Origin of the sequence: Mycobacterium sp. 1423905.2, assembly GCF_001673155.1 — a bacterium.
Taxonomy (GTDB): Bacteria; Actinomycetota; Actinomycetes; order Mycobacteriales; family Mycobacteriaceae; genus Mycobacterium.
Genome location: NZ_LZLE01000262.1, coordinates 1 through 14,816, shown reverse-complemented (window position 1 = coordinate 14,816; position 14,816 = coordinate 1). Strand labels below are relative to the sequence as shown.

At 65.7% G+C, this 14,816-nt stretch carries 17 protein-coding genes and 1 tRNA gene; 8 read left to right on the top strand and 10 right to left on the bottom strand.

Annotated features, from left to right (window positions below; genetic code table 11):
- Positions 1 to 73 precede the first annotated feature (73 nt).
- On the bottom strand, positions 74 to 241 hold the full coding sequence (locus tag A9W95_RS27300; protein WP_172826642.1) for a hypothetical protein: 168 nt from the start codon (positions 239 to 241) through the stop codon (positions 74 to 76).
- Between the two features lie 62 nt (positions 242 to 303).
- The gene (locus A9W95_RS17330; protein ID WP_067415291.1) at positions 304 to 888 is read right to left on the bottom strand and encodes a nucleotidyltransferase family protein; all 585 of its coding nucleotides are present in this window, start codon (positions 886 to 888) and stop codon (positions 304 to 306) included.
- A gap of 259 nt (positions 889 to 1,147) precedes the next feature.
- On the opposite strand from A9W95_RS17330, the gene A9W95_RS17325 reads away from it, so the two are divergent.
- Together A9W95_RS17325 and A9W95_RS17320 are read left to right on the top strand one after the other, a co-directional pair.
- On the top strand, positions 1,148 to 2,095 hold the full coding sequence (locus A9W95_RS17325) for an acyl-CoA dehydrogenase family protein (RefSeq protein ID WP_067415285.1): 948 nt from the start codon (positions 1,148 to 1,150) through the stop codon (positions 2,093 to 2,095).
- Positions 2,096 to 2,129: 34 nt separating this feature from the next.
- Positions 2,130 to 2,891: an endonuclease/exonuclease/phosphatase family protein gene (locus A9W95_RS17320; protein ID WP_067415282.1), complete on the top strand. Its 762-nt coding sequence runs from the start codon at positions 2,130 to 2,132 to the stop codon at positions 2,889 to 2,891.
- Positions 2,892 to 2,899: 8 nt separating this feature from the next.
- On the opposite strand, the gene A9W95_RS27295 is transcribed toward A9W95_RS17320, so the two are convergent.
- Both A9W95_RS27295 and A9W95_RS17315 read right to left on the bottom strand, forming a co-directional pair.
- Positions 2,900 to 3,070 (bottom strand): hypothetical protein, encoded by a 171-nt coding sequence (locus A9W95_RS27295; RefSeq protein WP_172826641.1) that lies wholly within the window; start codon positions 3,068 to 3,070, stop codon positions 2,900 to 2,902.
- Positions 3,071 to 3,141: 71 nt separating this feature from the next.
- Positions 3,142 to 3,681: a cysteine hydrolase family protein gene (locus A9W95_RS17315; protein ID WP_067415280.1), complete on the bottom strand. Its 540-nt coding sequence runs from the start codon at positions 3,679 to 3,681 to the stop codon at positions 3,142 to 3,144.
- Positions 3,682 to 3,984: 303 nt separating this feature from the next.
- Between A9W95_RS17315 and A9W95_RS17310 the strand changes: the two genes are divergently transcribed.
- From A9W95_RS17310 to A9W95_RS26925, 5 genes are all read left to right on the top strand, one after another.
- Positions 3,985 to 4,308 carry a hypothetical protein gene (locus A9W95_RS17310; protein ID WP_067415277.1) on the top strand — a complete coding sequence of 108 codons (324 nt, stop codon included), beginning with the start codon at positions 3,985 to 3,987 and terminating at the stop codon, positions 4,306 to 4,308.
- 136 nt (positions 4,309 to 4,444) lie between these two features.
- Positions 4,445 to 4,747: a DUF4193 domain-containing protein gene (locus A9W95_RS17305; protein ID WP_067415274.1), complete on the top strand. Its 303-nt coding sequence runs from the start codon at positions 4,445 to 4,447 to the stop codon at positions 4,745 to 4,747.
- A gap of 75 nt (positions 4,748 to 4,822) precedes the next feature.
- Complete coding sequence (locus A9W95_RS17300) at positions 4,823 to 6,166, top strand: cytochrome P450 (protein WP_156746252.1); 1,344 nt, start codon at positions 4,823 to 4,825, stop codon at positions 6,164 to 6,166.
- Positions 6,167 to 6,230: 64 nt separating this feature from the next.
- Positions 6,231 to 6,476: a hypothetical protein gene (locus A9W95_RS17295; protein WP_067415272.1), complete on the top strand. Its 246-nt coding sequence runs from the start codon at positions 6,231 to 6,233 to the stop codon at positions 6,474 to 6,476.
- A gap of 92 nt (positions 6,477 to 6,568) precedes the next feature.
- A complete protein-coding gene (locus A9W95_RS26925; RefSeq protein ID WP_116645569.1) occupies positions 6,569 to 6,724 on the top strand; it encodes a hypothetical protein in 156 nt (51 codons plus the stop codon).
- Between the two features lie 69 nt (positions 6,725 to 6,793).
- Here A9W95_RS26925 and A9W95_RS17290 read toward each other — a convergent pair.
- The 4 genes from A9W95_RS17290 to ponA2 all read right to left on the bottom strand — a co-directional run bounded on the left by A9W95_RS17290 (position 6,794) and on the right by ponA2 (position 11,532).
- A tRNA-Pro gene (locus tag A9W95_RS17290) sits at positions 6,794 to 6,867 on the bottom strand.
- A 61-nt stretch (positions 6,868 to 6,928) separates the two neighbouring features.
- Positions 6,929 to 8,035, bottom strand: coding sequence for a PLP-dependent cysteine synthase family protein (locus A9W95_RS17285; RefSeq protein WP_067415269.1), 1,107 nt, complete (start codon positions 8,033 to 8,035; stop codon positions 6,929 to 6,931).
- The gene (locus A9W95_RS17280; protein ID WP_067415266.1) at positions 8,032 to 9,051 is read right to left on the bottom strand and encodes a metallophosphoesterase; all 1,020 of its coding nucleotides are present in this window, start codon (positions 9,049 to 9,051) and stop codon (positions 8,032 to 8,034) included. The genes A9W95_RS17285 and A9W95_RS17280 overlap by 4 nt, the downstream gene beginning before the upstream one ends.
- 57 nt (positions 9,052 to 9,108) lie before the next feature.
- A complete protein-coding gene (gene ponA2, locus A9W95_RS17275; RefSeq protein ID WP_067415265.1) occupies positions 9,109 to 11,532 on the bottom strand; it encodes a transglycosylase/D,D-transpeptidase PonA2 in 2,424 nt (807 codons plus the stop codon).
- Positions 11,533 to 11,890: 358 nt separating this feature from the next.
- On the opposite strand from ponA2, the gene A9W95_RS17270 reads away from it, so the two are divergent.
- A complete protein-coding gene (locus A9W95_RS17270; protein WP_067415261.1) occupies positions 11,891 to 12,241 on the top strand; it encodes a WhiB family transcriptional regulator in 351 nt (116 codons plus the stop codon).
- Positions 12,242 to 12,946: 705 nt separating this feature from the next.
- Here A9W95_RS17270 and A9W95_RS17265 read toward each other — a convergent pair.
- Both A9W95_RS17265 and A9W95_RS17260 read right to left on the bottom strand, forming a co-directional pair.
- Entirely contained in the window at positions 12,947 to 14,107 is a 1,161-nt protein-coding gene (locus A9W95_RS17265) for an ArsA family ATPase (protein ID WP_067415259.1), read from the bottom strand.
- On the bottom strand, positions 14,104 to 14,816 hold a 713-nt coding region (locus A9W95_RS17260; protein WP_067415257.1), incomplete at its 5' end, for an ArsA-related P-loop ATPase. The genes A9W95_RS17260 and A9W95_RS17265, both read right to left, overlap by 4 nt.

Genomic DNA, 14,816 nt, shown 5'->3' with positions numbered 1-14,816 from the left:
GTACCGAAGTACTGCGGGGCTTGACCACAACTTGCCGGGACTTGCCTGCCGCGCCGCGCGGGGGCCACAGCGTCTAGTCCGGAGGCTCCTTCTCCGCGGCCTCGGAACCTACCGGCGGGGCTTCTTCGCGCTCGCTGACGTTCCCCGGCACACCCTGGTCACGCCGCTCTTCGGTGACGCCGCTTTCTAGCTCGTCGACGACATCCTCCAGCTGTTCGTCACGGCTCGGATGGGATTCCATAGTGCACTACGGTACCCAGTCGGACCGCGTTCTAACTTCGCCGGAGCTGGAGATCACTCTGGTTATTCGCGCAGCCCCAGGCGGCCCGCGAGCACCAAGAACGCCGCCGCGAAGTCGTTGTCGGCGGTCGCCTCTTCGATCAGATCCCAGTCCAGTTGTTCGCGGACCGCCCGCGCCGCCGGCAACAGCCTGGCGAAGTCGCAGTAATGCTCGGTCAGGGCGCGCAGTCGCTGGATGAACACCGTGGTCGGCGGCAGCACTGGCATCATGATCGCCTGCACCACACGCTCTTCCGCGCCGTCCAGCATCTGCGGCACGACGATTTCGCCGTTGACCCGATGCAGCACGTCCACGACGGGTTCACCGATGTTCGCTTTGAACAGCCAGTCCTCCGGCGGGCGCGTGATGCGGAATCCGGCCTTCTCCAGCGTCGTCACTGCCGCCGGTACGTCGGCCTCGGCGACCACGATGTCGACGTCATGGGTGGGCTCCGGTGCGCCGTAGGCCCACAACGCATAACTACCCGCCAGGGCGAAGCGCGGACCATGCTCCTTGAGCGCCGAGGCGGCAGTGCGCAGCGCCTCCCGCAGGTCGGTGCAGCGCGCGTCGCCTTCGGCGCCGGAGTCCTCAGAAGGCCTTCTGGTCATGGTCGTCACGGCATACCCCGCGTTCGTCGCAGGCAACCTGACTAGTCTGGGGGTATCGGGCAATCGTTTAGCGGGCTGATTTTCGGGAAAATCAGCCCTTCATGGCAACCGCAGCGTCGCGAGCTTGCTGCAGGCTGCGCGGATGTCGCGCACTGGCCTCCGGCGAGGATTCGGCTGCGGTCCTGGTTGCGCGGGTTGCGCCGGTCTGCAGTGCCAGCCACCCGCATCAACTGGCGGGGGCGGCAGAAGAGGTTTGCGTATGACGGCCGGTTTGGTGCAGCACTGGCTGGAATCGGGGCGACTGGAGTTACCACTTCCGGCGTCGGGATGTACCGCCGAGCGCTGGGAGCGGCTGGCGGAACTGGCTTACGAGGACATCGCGGCGGCCCGTATCGCCGAAACCCACGTGGAAGCGATTGCGATCCTCAACGAGCTGGGTGGCAAACCGCCTGGCTCTGGTCAACTGTGGGGGGTATGGGCAACCGAATCTCCGGATGCCGTGCTGACCGCGACCAACGTCTGCGGTGATGCGTTCACGCTGAGTGGCACCAAGGTGTGGTGCTCCGGAGCCGGGTTCTGCACCCACGCTCTGGTCACCGCGCACATCGACGACCCGCACGGTGAGCTTGGCCTGTTCGCCGTCACCGTCACCGACCCTGGTATCAAGCCGCTGCCCAGCACATGGTGGAACCCCGGCATGGCCGGCAGCGATACCCGGCCGGTGCAGTTCACCAACGCCCACGCGGTCGCGGTCGGCGACCCGGGTCAGTATCTGAACCGCCCCGGGTTCTGGCACGGGGCCATCGGTGTGGCCGCCTGCTGGCTGGGCGGTGCGCGACGCGTCGCTGATCCGCTGTATCGATGCGCCGGTAGCCAATCGGCCGACGCCTACGCGTTGGCGCACCTTGGCGCGGTAGACGCGGCTCTGGCCGCCGGCGACGCGATGTTGACGGTGGCGGCGGCCCAGGTCGACGCTGATCCGTTCGACCGGGCGCGGACCGCGCAACTGCTGGCTCGGCGCACCCGCGCGGTGGTGGAACACGCCGTCGACGAAGCCATCACGCGCACCGGCCGCGCCCTGGGCCCGGGACCACTGACTCAAGACGGCCGGCACGCGCAACGCGTCGCCGACCTTTCCATCTACATCCGGCAGAGCCACGCCGAGCGGGACCTCGCCGAGCTGGGACGTCTGGCCGGGCGGCCCTAGGGATGGTGCCAGAGCCGGGAGCCGTGGACTAGCCGTGCGCGTGGCGACGTTCAACATCCTGCACGGCCGGACGGTCGGTGAGGGTGTTGATCTGCAGCGCCTGCGGGACTGTGTACGACGCCTTAATCCCGATGTACTGGCCCTGCAAGAGGTCGACTGTGACCAGCCCCGGTCCGGGCGCGCTGACTTGACCGCGGCGGCCGCCGAGGCCATGGGCGCCGTCGAACATCGGTTCGTCGCTGCAATCTCCGGCACTCCGGGGGCAACGTGGATGGCCGCCACGGGTCGCGAACAGCCAGGGACCGCCGCCTATGGAATCGCGCTGTTGTCCCGCTTCCCGGCGGTCAGCTGGCAGGTCGTGCGACTGCCACGCATACCGATGCGGTTCCCGATGTATTTGCCGGGCCCGGACAAGGTGATGATCGTCGACGAGGAGCCGCGCGCGGCGGTGATCGCTCGGTTGGACACTTCGCTGGGACCGCTGACGGTGGCTAACACGCACTTGTCGTTCGTACCTGGCTGGAATCGGCGACAGCTGCGTCGGTTGGTTCGCGACCTGCGCGGATTACCAGGTCCGCGGCTGCTGCTCGGCGACCTCAACCTGACTCCGGCGGCGGTGCATCGCTGGTCGGGCATGCGCCCGCTGGCCTCGGCGCTGACGTTTCCGGCGCCCCAACCACAGCGTCAGCTCGACCACATACTGACCGACGACCGCAACTTGCGCGCCGCTGCGACGGAAGCGGATCTGATGCCGATTTCCGACCACCGTCCGCTAGTGGTCGATCTGCACCGGTAGCGCAGACCTCAGCCGTCCTGGCTGCGCGCCTCCGCGCCGGTCATCCCGGCGTCGAAGTCGTCGTCACCGGATTTGCGTCCGACGTATGCGCCGTCCTCGTCGCGGCTGGCCCGCGACCGAGATTCGTGATGCTCTGCCTCGACGTCAGACTCGGTCTGATCGGACTTACCCTTGCTCATCTAATGCCTTCCGTTGGCGGTGTCGGCCAGTGCTCCGACATTCCCGCGATGCATCGATCGCAAACGTCCGGTCACGGCAAACACTCTGCGGCAGAAACGATTTCGGCTTTCATGTTGCGCTCCATCATCTTCAGCGCGGCGGCCCCGAGGTCTTTGTCGATGTGCGCGACGGCATCGGGTGGGACGACGACGTCGTAGTGGCGCAGATAGCCGTCGAGGGCGCTGTAGAGAATGCACTGCTCGGTGACTTGGCCGGTCAGCACAATGCGCTTGGTTTCCAGCCGGTCCAGCAGGTAGTCCAGCGCGGTGGAATAGAAGACACTGTGCCGCACCTTGGTGATGAGCCGGGTGCCGGCCGGCGGCACCAGCGGCCGGACCAGATCGGGGTACTCACCGTCGACCGCGTTCGAGATGATGTCGCGGGGTTCGGCGGTGAAGTCGCCGTGGTTGTCGTTGACGTAGATCAGGTCGACGCCGTCGTGCTCGTTGGCGTCGTCGATCAGGCTTACCAATGGGTCGATGATATTGCCGACGTTGGTGGCCAACTGGTCGGCGTCGGGGTGGCGGTAGTCGTTGAACATGTCGATTACCAGCAGCGCTGTCTCACTCACAGGCCGTGGGGTACCCACGCTTTCGGTACTCCACCCGTGTGCGATGCACTCGGGCCCGTGGGCCGGTCGATGTTTACTCAGCAAGGTCCTTGGGTATGCGCGGCTGAGTACGGTGCCGCTGGTGGCGCGGGGGGATGCCTGAACTGCTAGCCGGAGCGTACGGAGATGTGGCAAAAAGACGAACGTGACAACTATATCCAAGGGATATGATCGGATCTGGGTGACGCTCGGGACTGCCCCCGATCATGTCGGTTGTCTGAGCCAGTCAATCCTGGCCCGCAGAGATTTTCACTGGGAGTAGTCATGGTTTACACCGGGAACGTCGCGGTCGGTGGTGTCCAACCGGCTGGCGATGCCGACGCAAGCGGTGTGAGCATTCCCGGCCTGATCGCCGCCGGCGCCTGGGCGCTGGGGTTGGTCGTGGGCCTGATCGCCTTGACCACCAGCCATCTCGGGGTAGCTGCGGTCGCGTTGGTCGCGGCGGTCATATCGCCTTGGGTTGGATTGGCCTGGATCCGTGGTGTGCAACGCCGTGCTGTCCCGTTCGCTGGTATGCCGCGTCGCCAAGGGCCGTCGACCGCATCCTTCACCGGCGGATTGCCGGGCCTGCGCTTGACCGCGAATTAGCCGCGGCACTCGCCGATTTCCGGCGCCGAATTTCTTCTCATCGCGTGTGTGGATCGTTTGTGAATGGGGTACTGCCTGAGCCACGGGTGACCACAGTGGGGTGTGTGGCCCGGTCACACAGCAGGGAGGAACCCCTATGACTACTGCTAGCGATTACGACGCACGCCGCGTGTCCGACCCGGACGCCGCCGATGGGGCCCCCCTACGCGATTTAAGTTCTTCCTTGCCGGGCATGTCCACGGCGGTCGTGGACGAGGACCCTAACGACGTACCGTTCTTCGAGTTGCCCGATGGCGACTTGACCGGTGAAGAGTTGTCGGTGGCGGTCATCCCCAAGCGGTCCGACGAATTCACCTGCTCCTGCTGCTTTTTGGTGCAACACCGCAGCCGCCTCCGCAGCTCGGTGGACGGCCGCTTCGTCTGCGCCGACTGCGTCTGAGTGGTTCCTGTCGGCGTCCTGATCGGATGCTGACGCTGCGCCCGATTGGGGCGGCGGTGCAGTAGCGTCACGTTCATGGCGATCCCGCATAGCCGTCCGCCGGGTCTGCCCGCTCCGCGCCGGTTCCGCAGTGTGTTCGCCGCGGCATACGCGCTGGGTTATCTGGTGGGCGGCGAGCGGCGGATGCTGCGCCTGATCCGCCGCTACGGGCCGATCATGACGATGCCGATCTTGAGTCTGGGTGACGTCGCCATCGTCTCCGACCCGCAGCTGGTCAAAGAAGTCTTCACTGCGCCACCGGATGTCTTGCTCGGCGGTGAAGGAGTAGGTCCCGCCGCGGCCATCTACGGCGCCGGATCGATGTTCGTTCAGGAGGAGCCCGAGCACCTGCGACGCCGCAAACTGCTGACCCCGCCGCTGCATGGCGCGGCGCTGAGCAGTTATGTACCGATCATCGAAAGCTCCACGCGCGCAGCGATGCGCAGTTGGCCAGTAGACCGTCCGTTCGAGATGTTGGCAGCGGCTCGCTCGCTGATGCTGGACGTGATCGTCAAAGTCATCTTCGGCGTCGAGGATCCCAACGAGGTGCACCGATTGGGGCGGCCGTTCGAACGGCTTCTGACCCTGGGGGTTTCGGAGGAGTTGACGGTTCGGTATGCGTTGCGCCGGCTGGGCACCTTACGCGTTTGGCCGGCCCGGGCGCGGGCCTTCCGCGAGATCGACGAAGTGGTCATGCCCCTGATCGCTCGTCGGCGCCTCGATCCGGGGCTCGATCGGCAACACGACATCCTGGCCTTACTGATGTGTGCGCGCGGTGAAGATGGCAAAGGCATGTCCGACAGTGAAATTCGCGACGATCTGATCACGCTGATGCTGGCCGGTCACGAGACCACCGCCACCACGTTGGCCTGGGTGGTGGATCTGCTGCTGCACCACCCCGATGTGCTGCGGCGCGTGCGGGCCGAAGCCCTCGCCGGTGAAGAGACCTTTACGGCCGCGGTGATCAATGAGGCGCTGCGGGTACGGCCGCCGGCGCCGTTCACCGCGCGCGTTGCCGCACAACCGTTTTCGATTGGCGGATACCGTGTCGACGCAGGCACCCGCATCGTGGTCCACATCATCGCGATCAACCGCAACCCGAAAATCTACGACCACCCGCACGAGTTCCGTCCCGACCGGTTCCTTGACGCCAAACCGCAAACCTATGCGTGGGTGCCGTTCGGCGGCGGGATCAAACGCTGCCTGGGCGCCGCCTTCTCGATGCGTGAGCTAATCACCGTGCTGCACGTCTTACTACGTGAAGGCGACTTCGCCGCCGTCGACGAGGAACCCGAGCGAATCGTGCGACGCTCCATCATGCTGGCTCCCCGCCACGGCACCAGGGTCACCTATCGCCCGGTGCTCCAAGAAATCGTTTAGAACCCGTGCAGCGCTCAACGCGATCGTCGCCTCGAGGACGCAGCGAGCAGAGGGGAACCCGAATATGAATGAGACATTCGAGCCGAGCGTTGTCCAGTCCGAGCCGGTGCGCGACGGCAACGCTTATGCGTCGGCAGCGCTCGCCTTCGGCATGGTCGGCGCGGTGGTGCTGAGCGTGATCTGCGCGATCGCGGCGTTGAGCCAGATCAAGGGCTGGGAAGAGGGCCGCGGCGAGGCGTTGGCCGGGCTGGGGGTATCGGCGGCCTGGGTGGTGATGGTCGTTTCCTTGGCGCACGCACACGTTATCTAGCTGTAGCAAGGGATTCCGATTGGAAGCGCCTCTGGCCGGGTACCCCTGCAATGTCAGCTAATTAGACAGCGTTCAACAAAGGGGCTGCGGACATGATCATCTTGGGCATCATCCTCTTGGTGGTCGGGTATTTCACCGGCCTGAGCATTTTGTACACGATCGGCGGCATCTTGGTGCTCGTCGGCGTGATCCTGTGGATCCTGGGAGCAGTCGGACGTCCGGTGGGCGGCCGCAGAGTCTGGTTCTAGGGCCGTCCCTGGCGCATGTAGAAAGGCCCTGCCTACCCGGCAGGGCCTTTCTACGTTGAAGCACACGAGTCGGGGTGGCGGGATTCGAACCCACGGCCTCTTCGTCCCGAACGAAGCGCGCTACCAAGCTGCGCCACACCCCGATTGACGCCACGACAGCCTATCGCACCGGCCGGTCGACGCACCAAACCGCAGGCCAAGCCGTCACGGCCAGCGGCAAGTCTCCTCGAATTCAGCCAGCACCCGCGCCGGCCCGGACGGGTCAAAGCCTTGGGCTTTGACCCAGTCGTCACTGAAATAGGTGTCGGTATAACGATCGCCGCTGTCGGCCAGCAGCGTCACCACCGAACCGCTGCGGCCGTCGGCGACCATCTCGGCGAGCAGGCCGAAGGCACCCCAGAGATTGGTGCCGGTGGACGGCCCGACGCGGCGGCCCAGCACCGCGCTGACGTGCCGCGCTGCGGCGATCGAGGCGGCGTCGGGAACCGACACCATCCGGTCGACCACCGTGGGCAAAAACGACGGCTCGACCCGGGGCCGCCCGATTCCCTCGATGCGCGACGACCCCGACATGACAACGTCATCGCGCCCGTGCGCGTAGGCCGGGTAGAACGCGGAGTTCTCCGGGTCCACCACACACAAGCGGGTCGCGTACCGGCGGTAGCGCAGGTAGCGACCGATGGTGGCGCTGGTCCCGCCGGTTCCCGCGCCCACCACGATCCACTCCGGGACGGGATAGGTCTCCTCACGCAGCTGCAGGAAGATCGACTCGGCGATGTTGTTGTTGCCGCGCCAATCGGTCGCGCGCTCGGCGTTGGTGAACTGGTCGAGGTAGTGCCCGCCCGTCTCCTGCGCCAGCCGCTCGGCCTCGGCGTAGACCTGGCTGGAGTTGTCGACGAAATGGCAACGGCCGCCTTGTGCTTCGATCAGGGCGATCTTGGCGGGGCTGGTCGCGGCCGGCATCACGGCGATGAACGGCAACCCGAGCAGGGCGGCGAAGTACGCCTCGGACACCGCCGTGGACCCGGACGAGGCTTCGACCACCGTGGTGCCTTCGTGGATCCAGCCATTGCACAGCGCGTAGAGGAACAACGACCGCGCCAACCGGTGTTTGAGGCTGCCGGTGATGTGGGTCGTCTCGTCCTTGAGGTAGAGCGCTACGTCGGCGTCGGCGGACCATGCCGTCGGCAGCGGATAACGCAGTAGATGGGTGTCGGCGCTGCGCCGGGCGTCGGCCTCGATCAGCCGGACCGCGTTGTCCGCCCAGCTTCGGGACTGGCTGCGGACCGCGACGTCGGTCCGGGCGGTCAATGCACCGAGACTGTGGGCTGTGAACGGCCTAGATTACTGGTCGAGTCACGGCCGCCCATCGGGGTGGGGATCAACGTCAGCAAGGTCGCTTCGGGCCGGCAGCAGAACCGCACCGGCGCATACGGTGAGGTTCCTATCCCGGCCGAGACATGCAGGCGCATGTGCTCGCCCCACTGCGACGCGCCCTTGGCGCGGGAGCGGTCCAGGCCGCAGTTGGTCACCAGGGCACCGTAGAACGGCACGCACAGCTGTCCGCCGTGAGTGTGGCCGGCCATCACCAGTTGGTAGCCGTCGGCGGCGAAGCGGTCCAGCACCCGGGGCTCCGGCGAGTGCGTCAATCCCAGTCGCAGGTTCGCCGCCGGGCTGGCCGGTCCGGCAATCGTGTCGTAGCGGTCGCGGTCGATATGCGGGTCGTCGACCCCCGCCGCGGCGATGTGCAGGCCGGCCACCTCGAATTCGCGACGCGTGTGGGTGAGATCCAGCCAGCCCCGCTCGGTGAACGCCGCCCGCAGGTCCTGCCAGGGCAGCGGCTCACCGCGGGTGCGATGCCCCGGGTTGGTCAGGTAGTTCATCGGGTTCTTGAGCCGCGGCCCGAAGTAGTCGTTGCTGCCGAACACGAACACACCCGGCCGGCCCAGCAGATCACCGAGCGTCTGCACCACCGCGGGAACGGCCTTGGGGTGGGCCAGGTTGTCACCGGTGTTGACCACCAGGTCGGGCTCCCAGCTGGCCAGCTCCCGCAGCCAGGCCTGCTTGCGGCGCTGGTTGGGCAGCATGTGCAGATCGCTGATGTGCAGCACCCGCAACGGCGTCGACCCAGGGCTCAGCACCGGCATGGTGATCTCGCGTAGCACGAACGCGTTGCGCTCGACCAGCGCGGCGTAACCGACCCCGGCGGCGGCCGAGCCGACCGTGGCGGCGCCGGCGCGTAACAAGGCGGGCAGCACCCGGCGACGATGCGTGCCGTGCGGCGGCCCGGGACGAAGCCGGGCTATCGGATTCTGGGCAGCAACCATGCAGGCATGCTACTGCCGGTCGGCGACTGACGGCGCGTTCTCCGCCGTGATCAGGCCCTACGGCGGTGGCGGCTCGGCCGGCGGTGGGGCCAGTAACGGGATGGTGATCGGCGGCAGCCCAGGGATCTCGACCACCTGGGAACCGACCGGCACCGGTGCGCCCTCCGGCGGTGGCGGCGGTGGCGGCGGGATGCCGTTGCTGATTTGGATCGTGATGATCGAACCGGGAATCGTCGCCCCGTTCGGAGTGGTCCCCACTACCTCGCCGAACTTCGCGCTGCTGTTGACCGAGTTGGTCTGGTCGGCGACCTGGAATCCGGCGTCTTTGAGGCGCTGGCGGGCCTGGTTGACGTCCAAGCCGGCCACGCTGGGTACCCGCGAGCCAGGAGAGCCTTCGACATAGCGCGGGTCGGTCGGCGGCAGGTGCACCTCACCGAAGTTGTTGGCGATCGGCTTCATCGCGGTGAACCAGGTACGCGCCGGCTCGTTACCGCCGTAAAGGTCACCTTCACCGCAGTGGCGCAGCGGCGCCGAGCACAGATCGGTCGGGTTGGTGGAGTCGTCGTAGATGTAGTTCGCGGCGGCGTAGCGGTTGGTGAAGCCGACGAAGCCCGAGGAGCGGTGCGCTTCGGTGGTGCCCGTCTTACCCGACATCGGCAGGTCCCAGCCGGCGGCGCCGGCCGACCCCGATGCGGTACCACCGCCCGAGGCGTCCTTGCTCATCGCGTTGGCCAGCGTGTTGGCCAGCCCTTCGGGCACGACCTGGTCGCAGGTTTCGGTGGTGACGGCGACCTCGTTGCCGTTGCGGTCGATCAACTTGTCGATCGGGTTGGGTGGGCACCACATCCCACCGGAGGCCAGCGTGGCCGCGACGTTGGACAGTTCCAATGCGTTGACCTCGATGGGGCCCAGGGTGAACGAGCCGATGTTTTGTCGCTTGACGAAGTCGGCCAGGCTTTCGTTGCTGTCGGGGTTGTAGTCGCGGGCGGTGCCCGGGTTGGCGTAAGACCGCAACCCGAGCTTGATCGCCATGTCCACAGCGCGCCCGACGCCGACCTGCGAGATCAGCTTGGCGAAGGCGGTGTTGGGCGAGGTGGCGAGCGCTTCGGTCACATTCATCGACCCGCGGTAGTTTCCGGCGTTCACCACGCACCAGGTGTCCTTGGGGCAGCCCTTGGCCCCGCCGCTGCCCATTCCCTTGGCCTGGAAGCGGGGCGGCACGTCCAGCTGGGCGTTGATGCCCATGCCCATGTCCAGGGCGGCGGCGGTGGTGAACAGCTTGAAGATCGAGCCCGCGCCGTCGCCAACAAGAGAGAACGGCTGAGGACGCATGGTCTCGCCGGCCTCGGTGTCCAGCCCGTACTTGCGGTTGCTGGCCATCGCCATCACCTTGTGGGAATCCTTGCCCGGCCGGATCACGCTCATCACGCTGGAGATACCGGCCAGGGTCGGCGGTGCGAACTTGTCGATGGCCGCCTTGACCGGGATCTGCACATCCGGGTCCAGCGTCGTGCGGATCAGGTAGCCGCCCCGGGCGACCTGTTCCTTACTGATGCCGGCGCGCGACAGGTACTCCTGGACGTAGTCACAGAAGAAGGCGCGGTCTCCGGCGGCGATGCAGCCGCGCGGCAATTCGTTAGGCTGCGGCAGGATGCCCAGCGGCTCGGCCTTGGCAGCCCGCAACGCGTCGGCTTCCTGCGGGATGTTGGCGATCATGGTGTCCAGCACCAGGTTCCGCCGGGCCAACGCGCCTTCCGGGTTGGTGTAGGGGTTCAGCGTGCTGGTCGACTGCACCATGCCGGCCAGCAGCGCGGCCTGCTGCCAGTTCAGATCCACGGCGTTGACGCCGAAGTAGGTCTGCGCCGCGTCTTGCACTCCGAAAGAGTTGTTGCCGAACGACACCAGGTTCAAGTAGCGGGTGAGGATCTCGGGCTTGGTGAAGGTCTTGTCCAAAGTGAGCGCCATCCGGATCTCCCGCAGCTTGCGGGCCGGGGTGGTTTCGACGGCTGCGCGCTTCTCGGCGTCGGTCTGAGCGGTCACCAGCAGCTGATAGTTCTTCACGTACTGCTGCTCGATCGTCGAACCGCCGCGGGTATCCACGTCGCCGGACGCATAACCGGCCAAACCGGTCAGGGTGCCTTTCCAGTCCACACCGTTGTGGTCGGCGAACCGCTTGTCTTCGATCGACACGATCGCCAGCTTCATGGTGTTGGCGATCTTGTCGGACGGCACTTCGAACCGGCGTTGCGAGTAGAGCCAGGCGATGACGTTGCCCTTGGCGTCGACCATCGTCGACACCGCCGGGACCTGTCCCTCGAGCAACTGGGCTGAGCCGTTCGCGACCACTTCCGAGGCGCGGTTGGACATGAGGCCTATTCCACCCGCGAAGGGAAACATCAGGGCGGTGGCGACGATACTGGCCAGCAGACAGCACCCAGCAAGCTTCAGGACCGTCATTACGGCCGGGGGGCGCTCGGACATGCGTACTACAGTAGCGACCTTCTGTCAGCCCACCGCGCCGCGCAGGCGGAAAATATTTCTTCCAGCAGGTAGGGCGCCCACAACCCTCGCGTGGTGGCCATTTTCCCAGCTGAGTCACAGGTCAGAGGCCAAAAAAACAACGGGCGGCACCCGTATCGCCCGGCCGGTCGCGATAAGACTGCACGGCCGTCCCAAAAAAACCGTTATAGGACTGTTGCGCAATTGGCACCTGACCACCTAACTTATACATGCAGTGAGATTCAGGTAACACCGATGAGCACAGTGTGGCGCTGTACGCACCATCGGCTGTACCCGAGGAGGGCGGCCGCGAAAGCGGCCGGAAGGAAGGGATCAGCTCGTGTCAGGTCAGCGTCCGGCGGCCCGGCGGACAAATCTTACGGCCGCACAAAATCATCTTCGCCCCGTGGAGGCGGAAGACCGTATTGCCTGGGTATCGAAGGCACTGTGCCGGACGACCGATCCCGACGAGCTTTTCGTGCGGGGCGCGGCGCAGCGTAAAGCCGCCGTCATCTGCCGGCATTGCCCGGTCATGCAGGAGTGCGGCGCAGATGCGCTGGACAACAAGGTGGAGTTCGGTGTGTGGGGTGGCATGACCGAACGCCAGCGCAGGGCCCTGCTCAAGCAGCACCCCGAGGTTGTCTCCTGGTCGGACTACTTCGACAAGCGCAAGCGCCGGGGCGTTATCTAGTCCTTGTTGGCGAGGCCAAGGAGCCCAACCAAGCGTGCTTCCTCATTACTGTTTTGTTACAGCTTAGCCCGCCGTACTACCTGTTTTCGGGTATCCCTGCAGGTCAGGACGTGTTTGAGCGGCTTTCTGGCAATAATGAGTTAGCGGCGGTCATTGAATCGACGTCAAATAAGCGCCATTGCGCGCTGGTTCGATACTCCATCGCCGCAGGTAGACGACCGTGTTGGGGGAAGCCGGCTCGGTCGGCCTGGGTACGGACGGGCGTCGATCGTCCCGTCACCGCGGTGGGCATCAGGGAGTCTTCGTTTCCACCAATCGGAAAGCATGCAATTTCGCTAACGGCATAGTGGTCGGTCTTGTTTGACGCTTTTGTAAGCGAAATTGACGGAATTCTGCAGACGTTTACGGGTGTCAAGTTGGGGCGGTAAGGTGACGCTTATTGACGCGCTTCCTCATTACGAAACTATTACACGTTAGCCGTCCTTGCTACATCTTGGCGGGTATTTGCGCAGGTCAGAGGCTTGTTTGACGCCAGTTGACGGGTGTCTGTTTTCAGCCGCCGTTGAATCGGCGTCAAATAAGCGTGCGAGACTGACCGGCCGGAGGCTTCAACCGATGCCATTTGCCCAGGTAGATGGCTTTTCGCCAGTGATCGTCGGTGTCAGTAAGGCTGCACCGACGTCGTTGGGGCCGTGGACGAGACGCTTAGCGGGCGGCGGAGCGACTTACGTCGTCGCCGGTGCGCGTGGGAGTGATCTGGTCGGCCAGGGCGCGCAACGCATCGAGATCTGACACATCGAACGGCAGCGACGGCACGCCGATGATGGGAACGTCGGGGTTGGCGCCGGTGAACCGGGATAGCAGACGGACCTCCCGCTTGGCGGTCTGCCCGCGATCGGCGTGGATATGCAACACGGCCGCGGCCAGGGCCGCCGAGTCGCCGGGCTGGGAGTCGAGCTTTTCGGCCGCGTCGATGGCCCGCTCGACCGGCAGCGAGCACAGCGTCGGGTGAGTCCGGTTCAAAACCAGCCCCGCGAGCGGCATCCCTTCCTGCGACAACCGGTCGACGAAGAAGGACGCCTCACGCAGCGCGTCGGGTTCGGCCGCCGACACGACGACGAATTGGGTGCCGCGCCGCTTTAGCAGCGCATAAGTACGGTCGGCCTTCTCTCGGAATCCGCCGAAGGTGGCGTCCAGGGACTGCACGAACGCCGCCGCGTCGCCCAGCATCTGCGAGCCCAGCACCGTCGACATCGCCTTCATGGCCAAACCCATGGCGCCGGTGACCAGGCGCCCGATGCCTCGGCCGGGAGCAAGGAGCAGCCGCCACAACCGGCTGTCCATGAAGCTGCCCAGGCGTTTAGGTGCGTCGAGGAAATCGAGGGCGTTGCGTGAGGGCGGCGTGTCCACCACCACCAGATCCCACCGGTCCTCGCTGAGCAGCTGTCCCAGCTTCTCCATGGCCATGTACTCTTGCGTGCCGGCCAGCGAGGTGGCCACCGTCTGATAGAACTGGTTGTCCAGAATCGACTGTGCCCGTTCGGATCCCGAGTACTGGATCACCATCTCGTCGAACGTGCGGCGCATGTCGAGCATCATGGCGTGCAGCTCGCCAGGGACCTCCGGGGCCAACGGGACGCGCTGCGGGGTGTTGCCAAGATCGTTGACCCCCAACGCTTGCGCCAACCGCTTGGCGGGGTCGATGGTCAGCACGACCACGGTGCGGCCGTACTCGGCCGCGCGCAACGCGATTGCGGCAGCGGTAGTCGTCTTCCCGACGCCCCCTGCGCCGCAGCAGACGACGACCCGATTGCTGGTGTCGGCCAGAATGGCCGCCATATCAAGCGTCTTGGGTGTGATACTCATCGAACTCCCTGCTGCGCAAGCGATTCCGATAATTCGTAGAGACTGCCGAGGTCGACGCCGTCGGAGATGGCCGGAAGTTCCAGCCGCGGTACCTGTAGGGAATCGAGTTGCTGAGCGGTCTCGGAGCGAGCGGCGATTCGCGTCGCGTGCTCGATGGTCTCGGTCAGCAAGCCGGCGAAGTCGTCTTCGGCGAGTTCGATGCCGGCCGTCGCCAATCCCGCGCGCACCGCGTCGGCATCGACGTCACCCTCGGCCGCCTTCGCCAGGTCACCGCTATCCAGATACGCCGGGATGTTGCGATTGACGATGACGCTGCCGATCGGCAGTTCCATCTCCGCGAGCTCCTCAATGGCTTCCAGCGTTTCCTGCACCGGCAGCGCCTCGAGCAGCGTCACCAGATGGATCGCGGTCTGCTCGCTGTGCAAGAGCTGCACCACACCCTCGGCCTGCGAGTGCACCGGCCCGCCGCGGGCCAGATCCGACACGGCCTTGGTGACGTCGAGAAAGCGCGCGATCCGACCGGTCGGGGGTGCGTCGACGACAATCGCGTCGTAGACGGGCAACCGCTTCTTGTCCAGACGGATTACCGTCTCCTTGATTTTTCCGGTCAGCAGCACGTCGCGCAGTCCGGGCGCGATCGTCGTCGCGAATTCGATGGCACCGATGCGCCGCATGGCGCGGCCGGCGATGCCCAGGTTGTAGAACATGT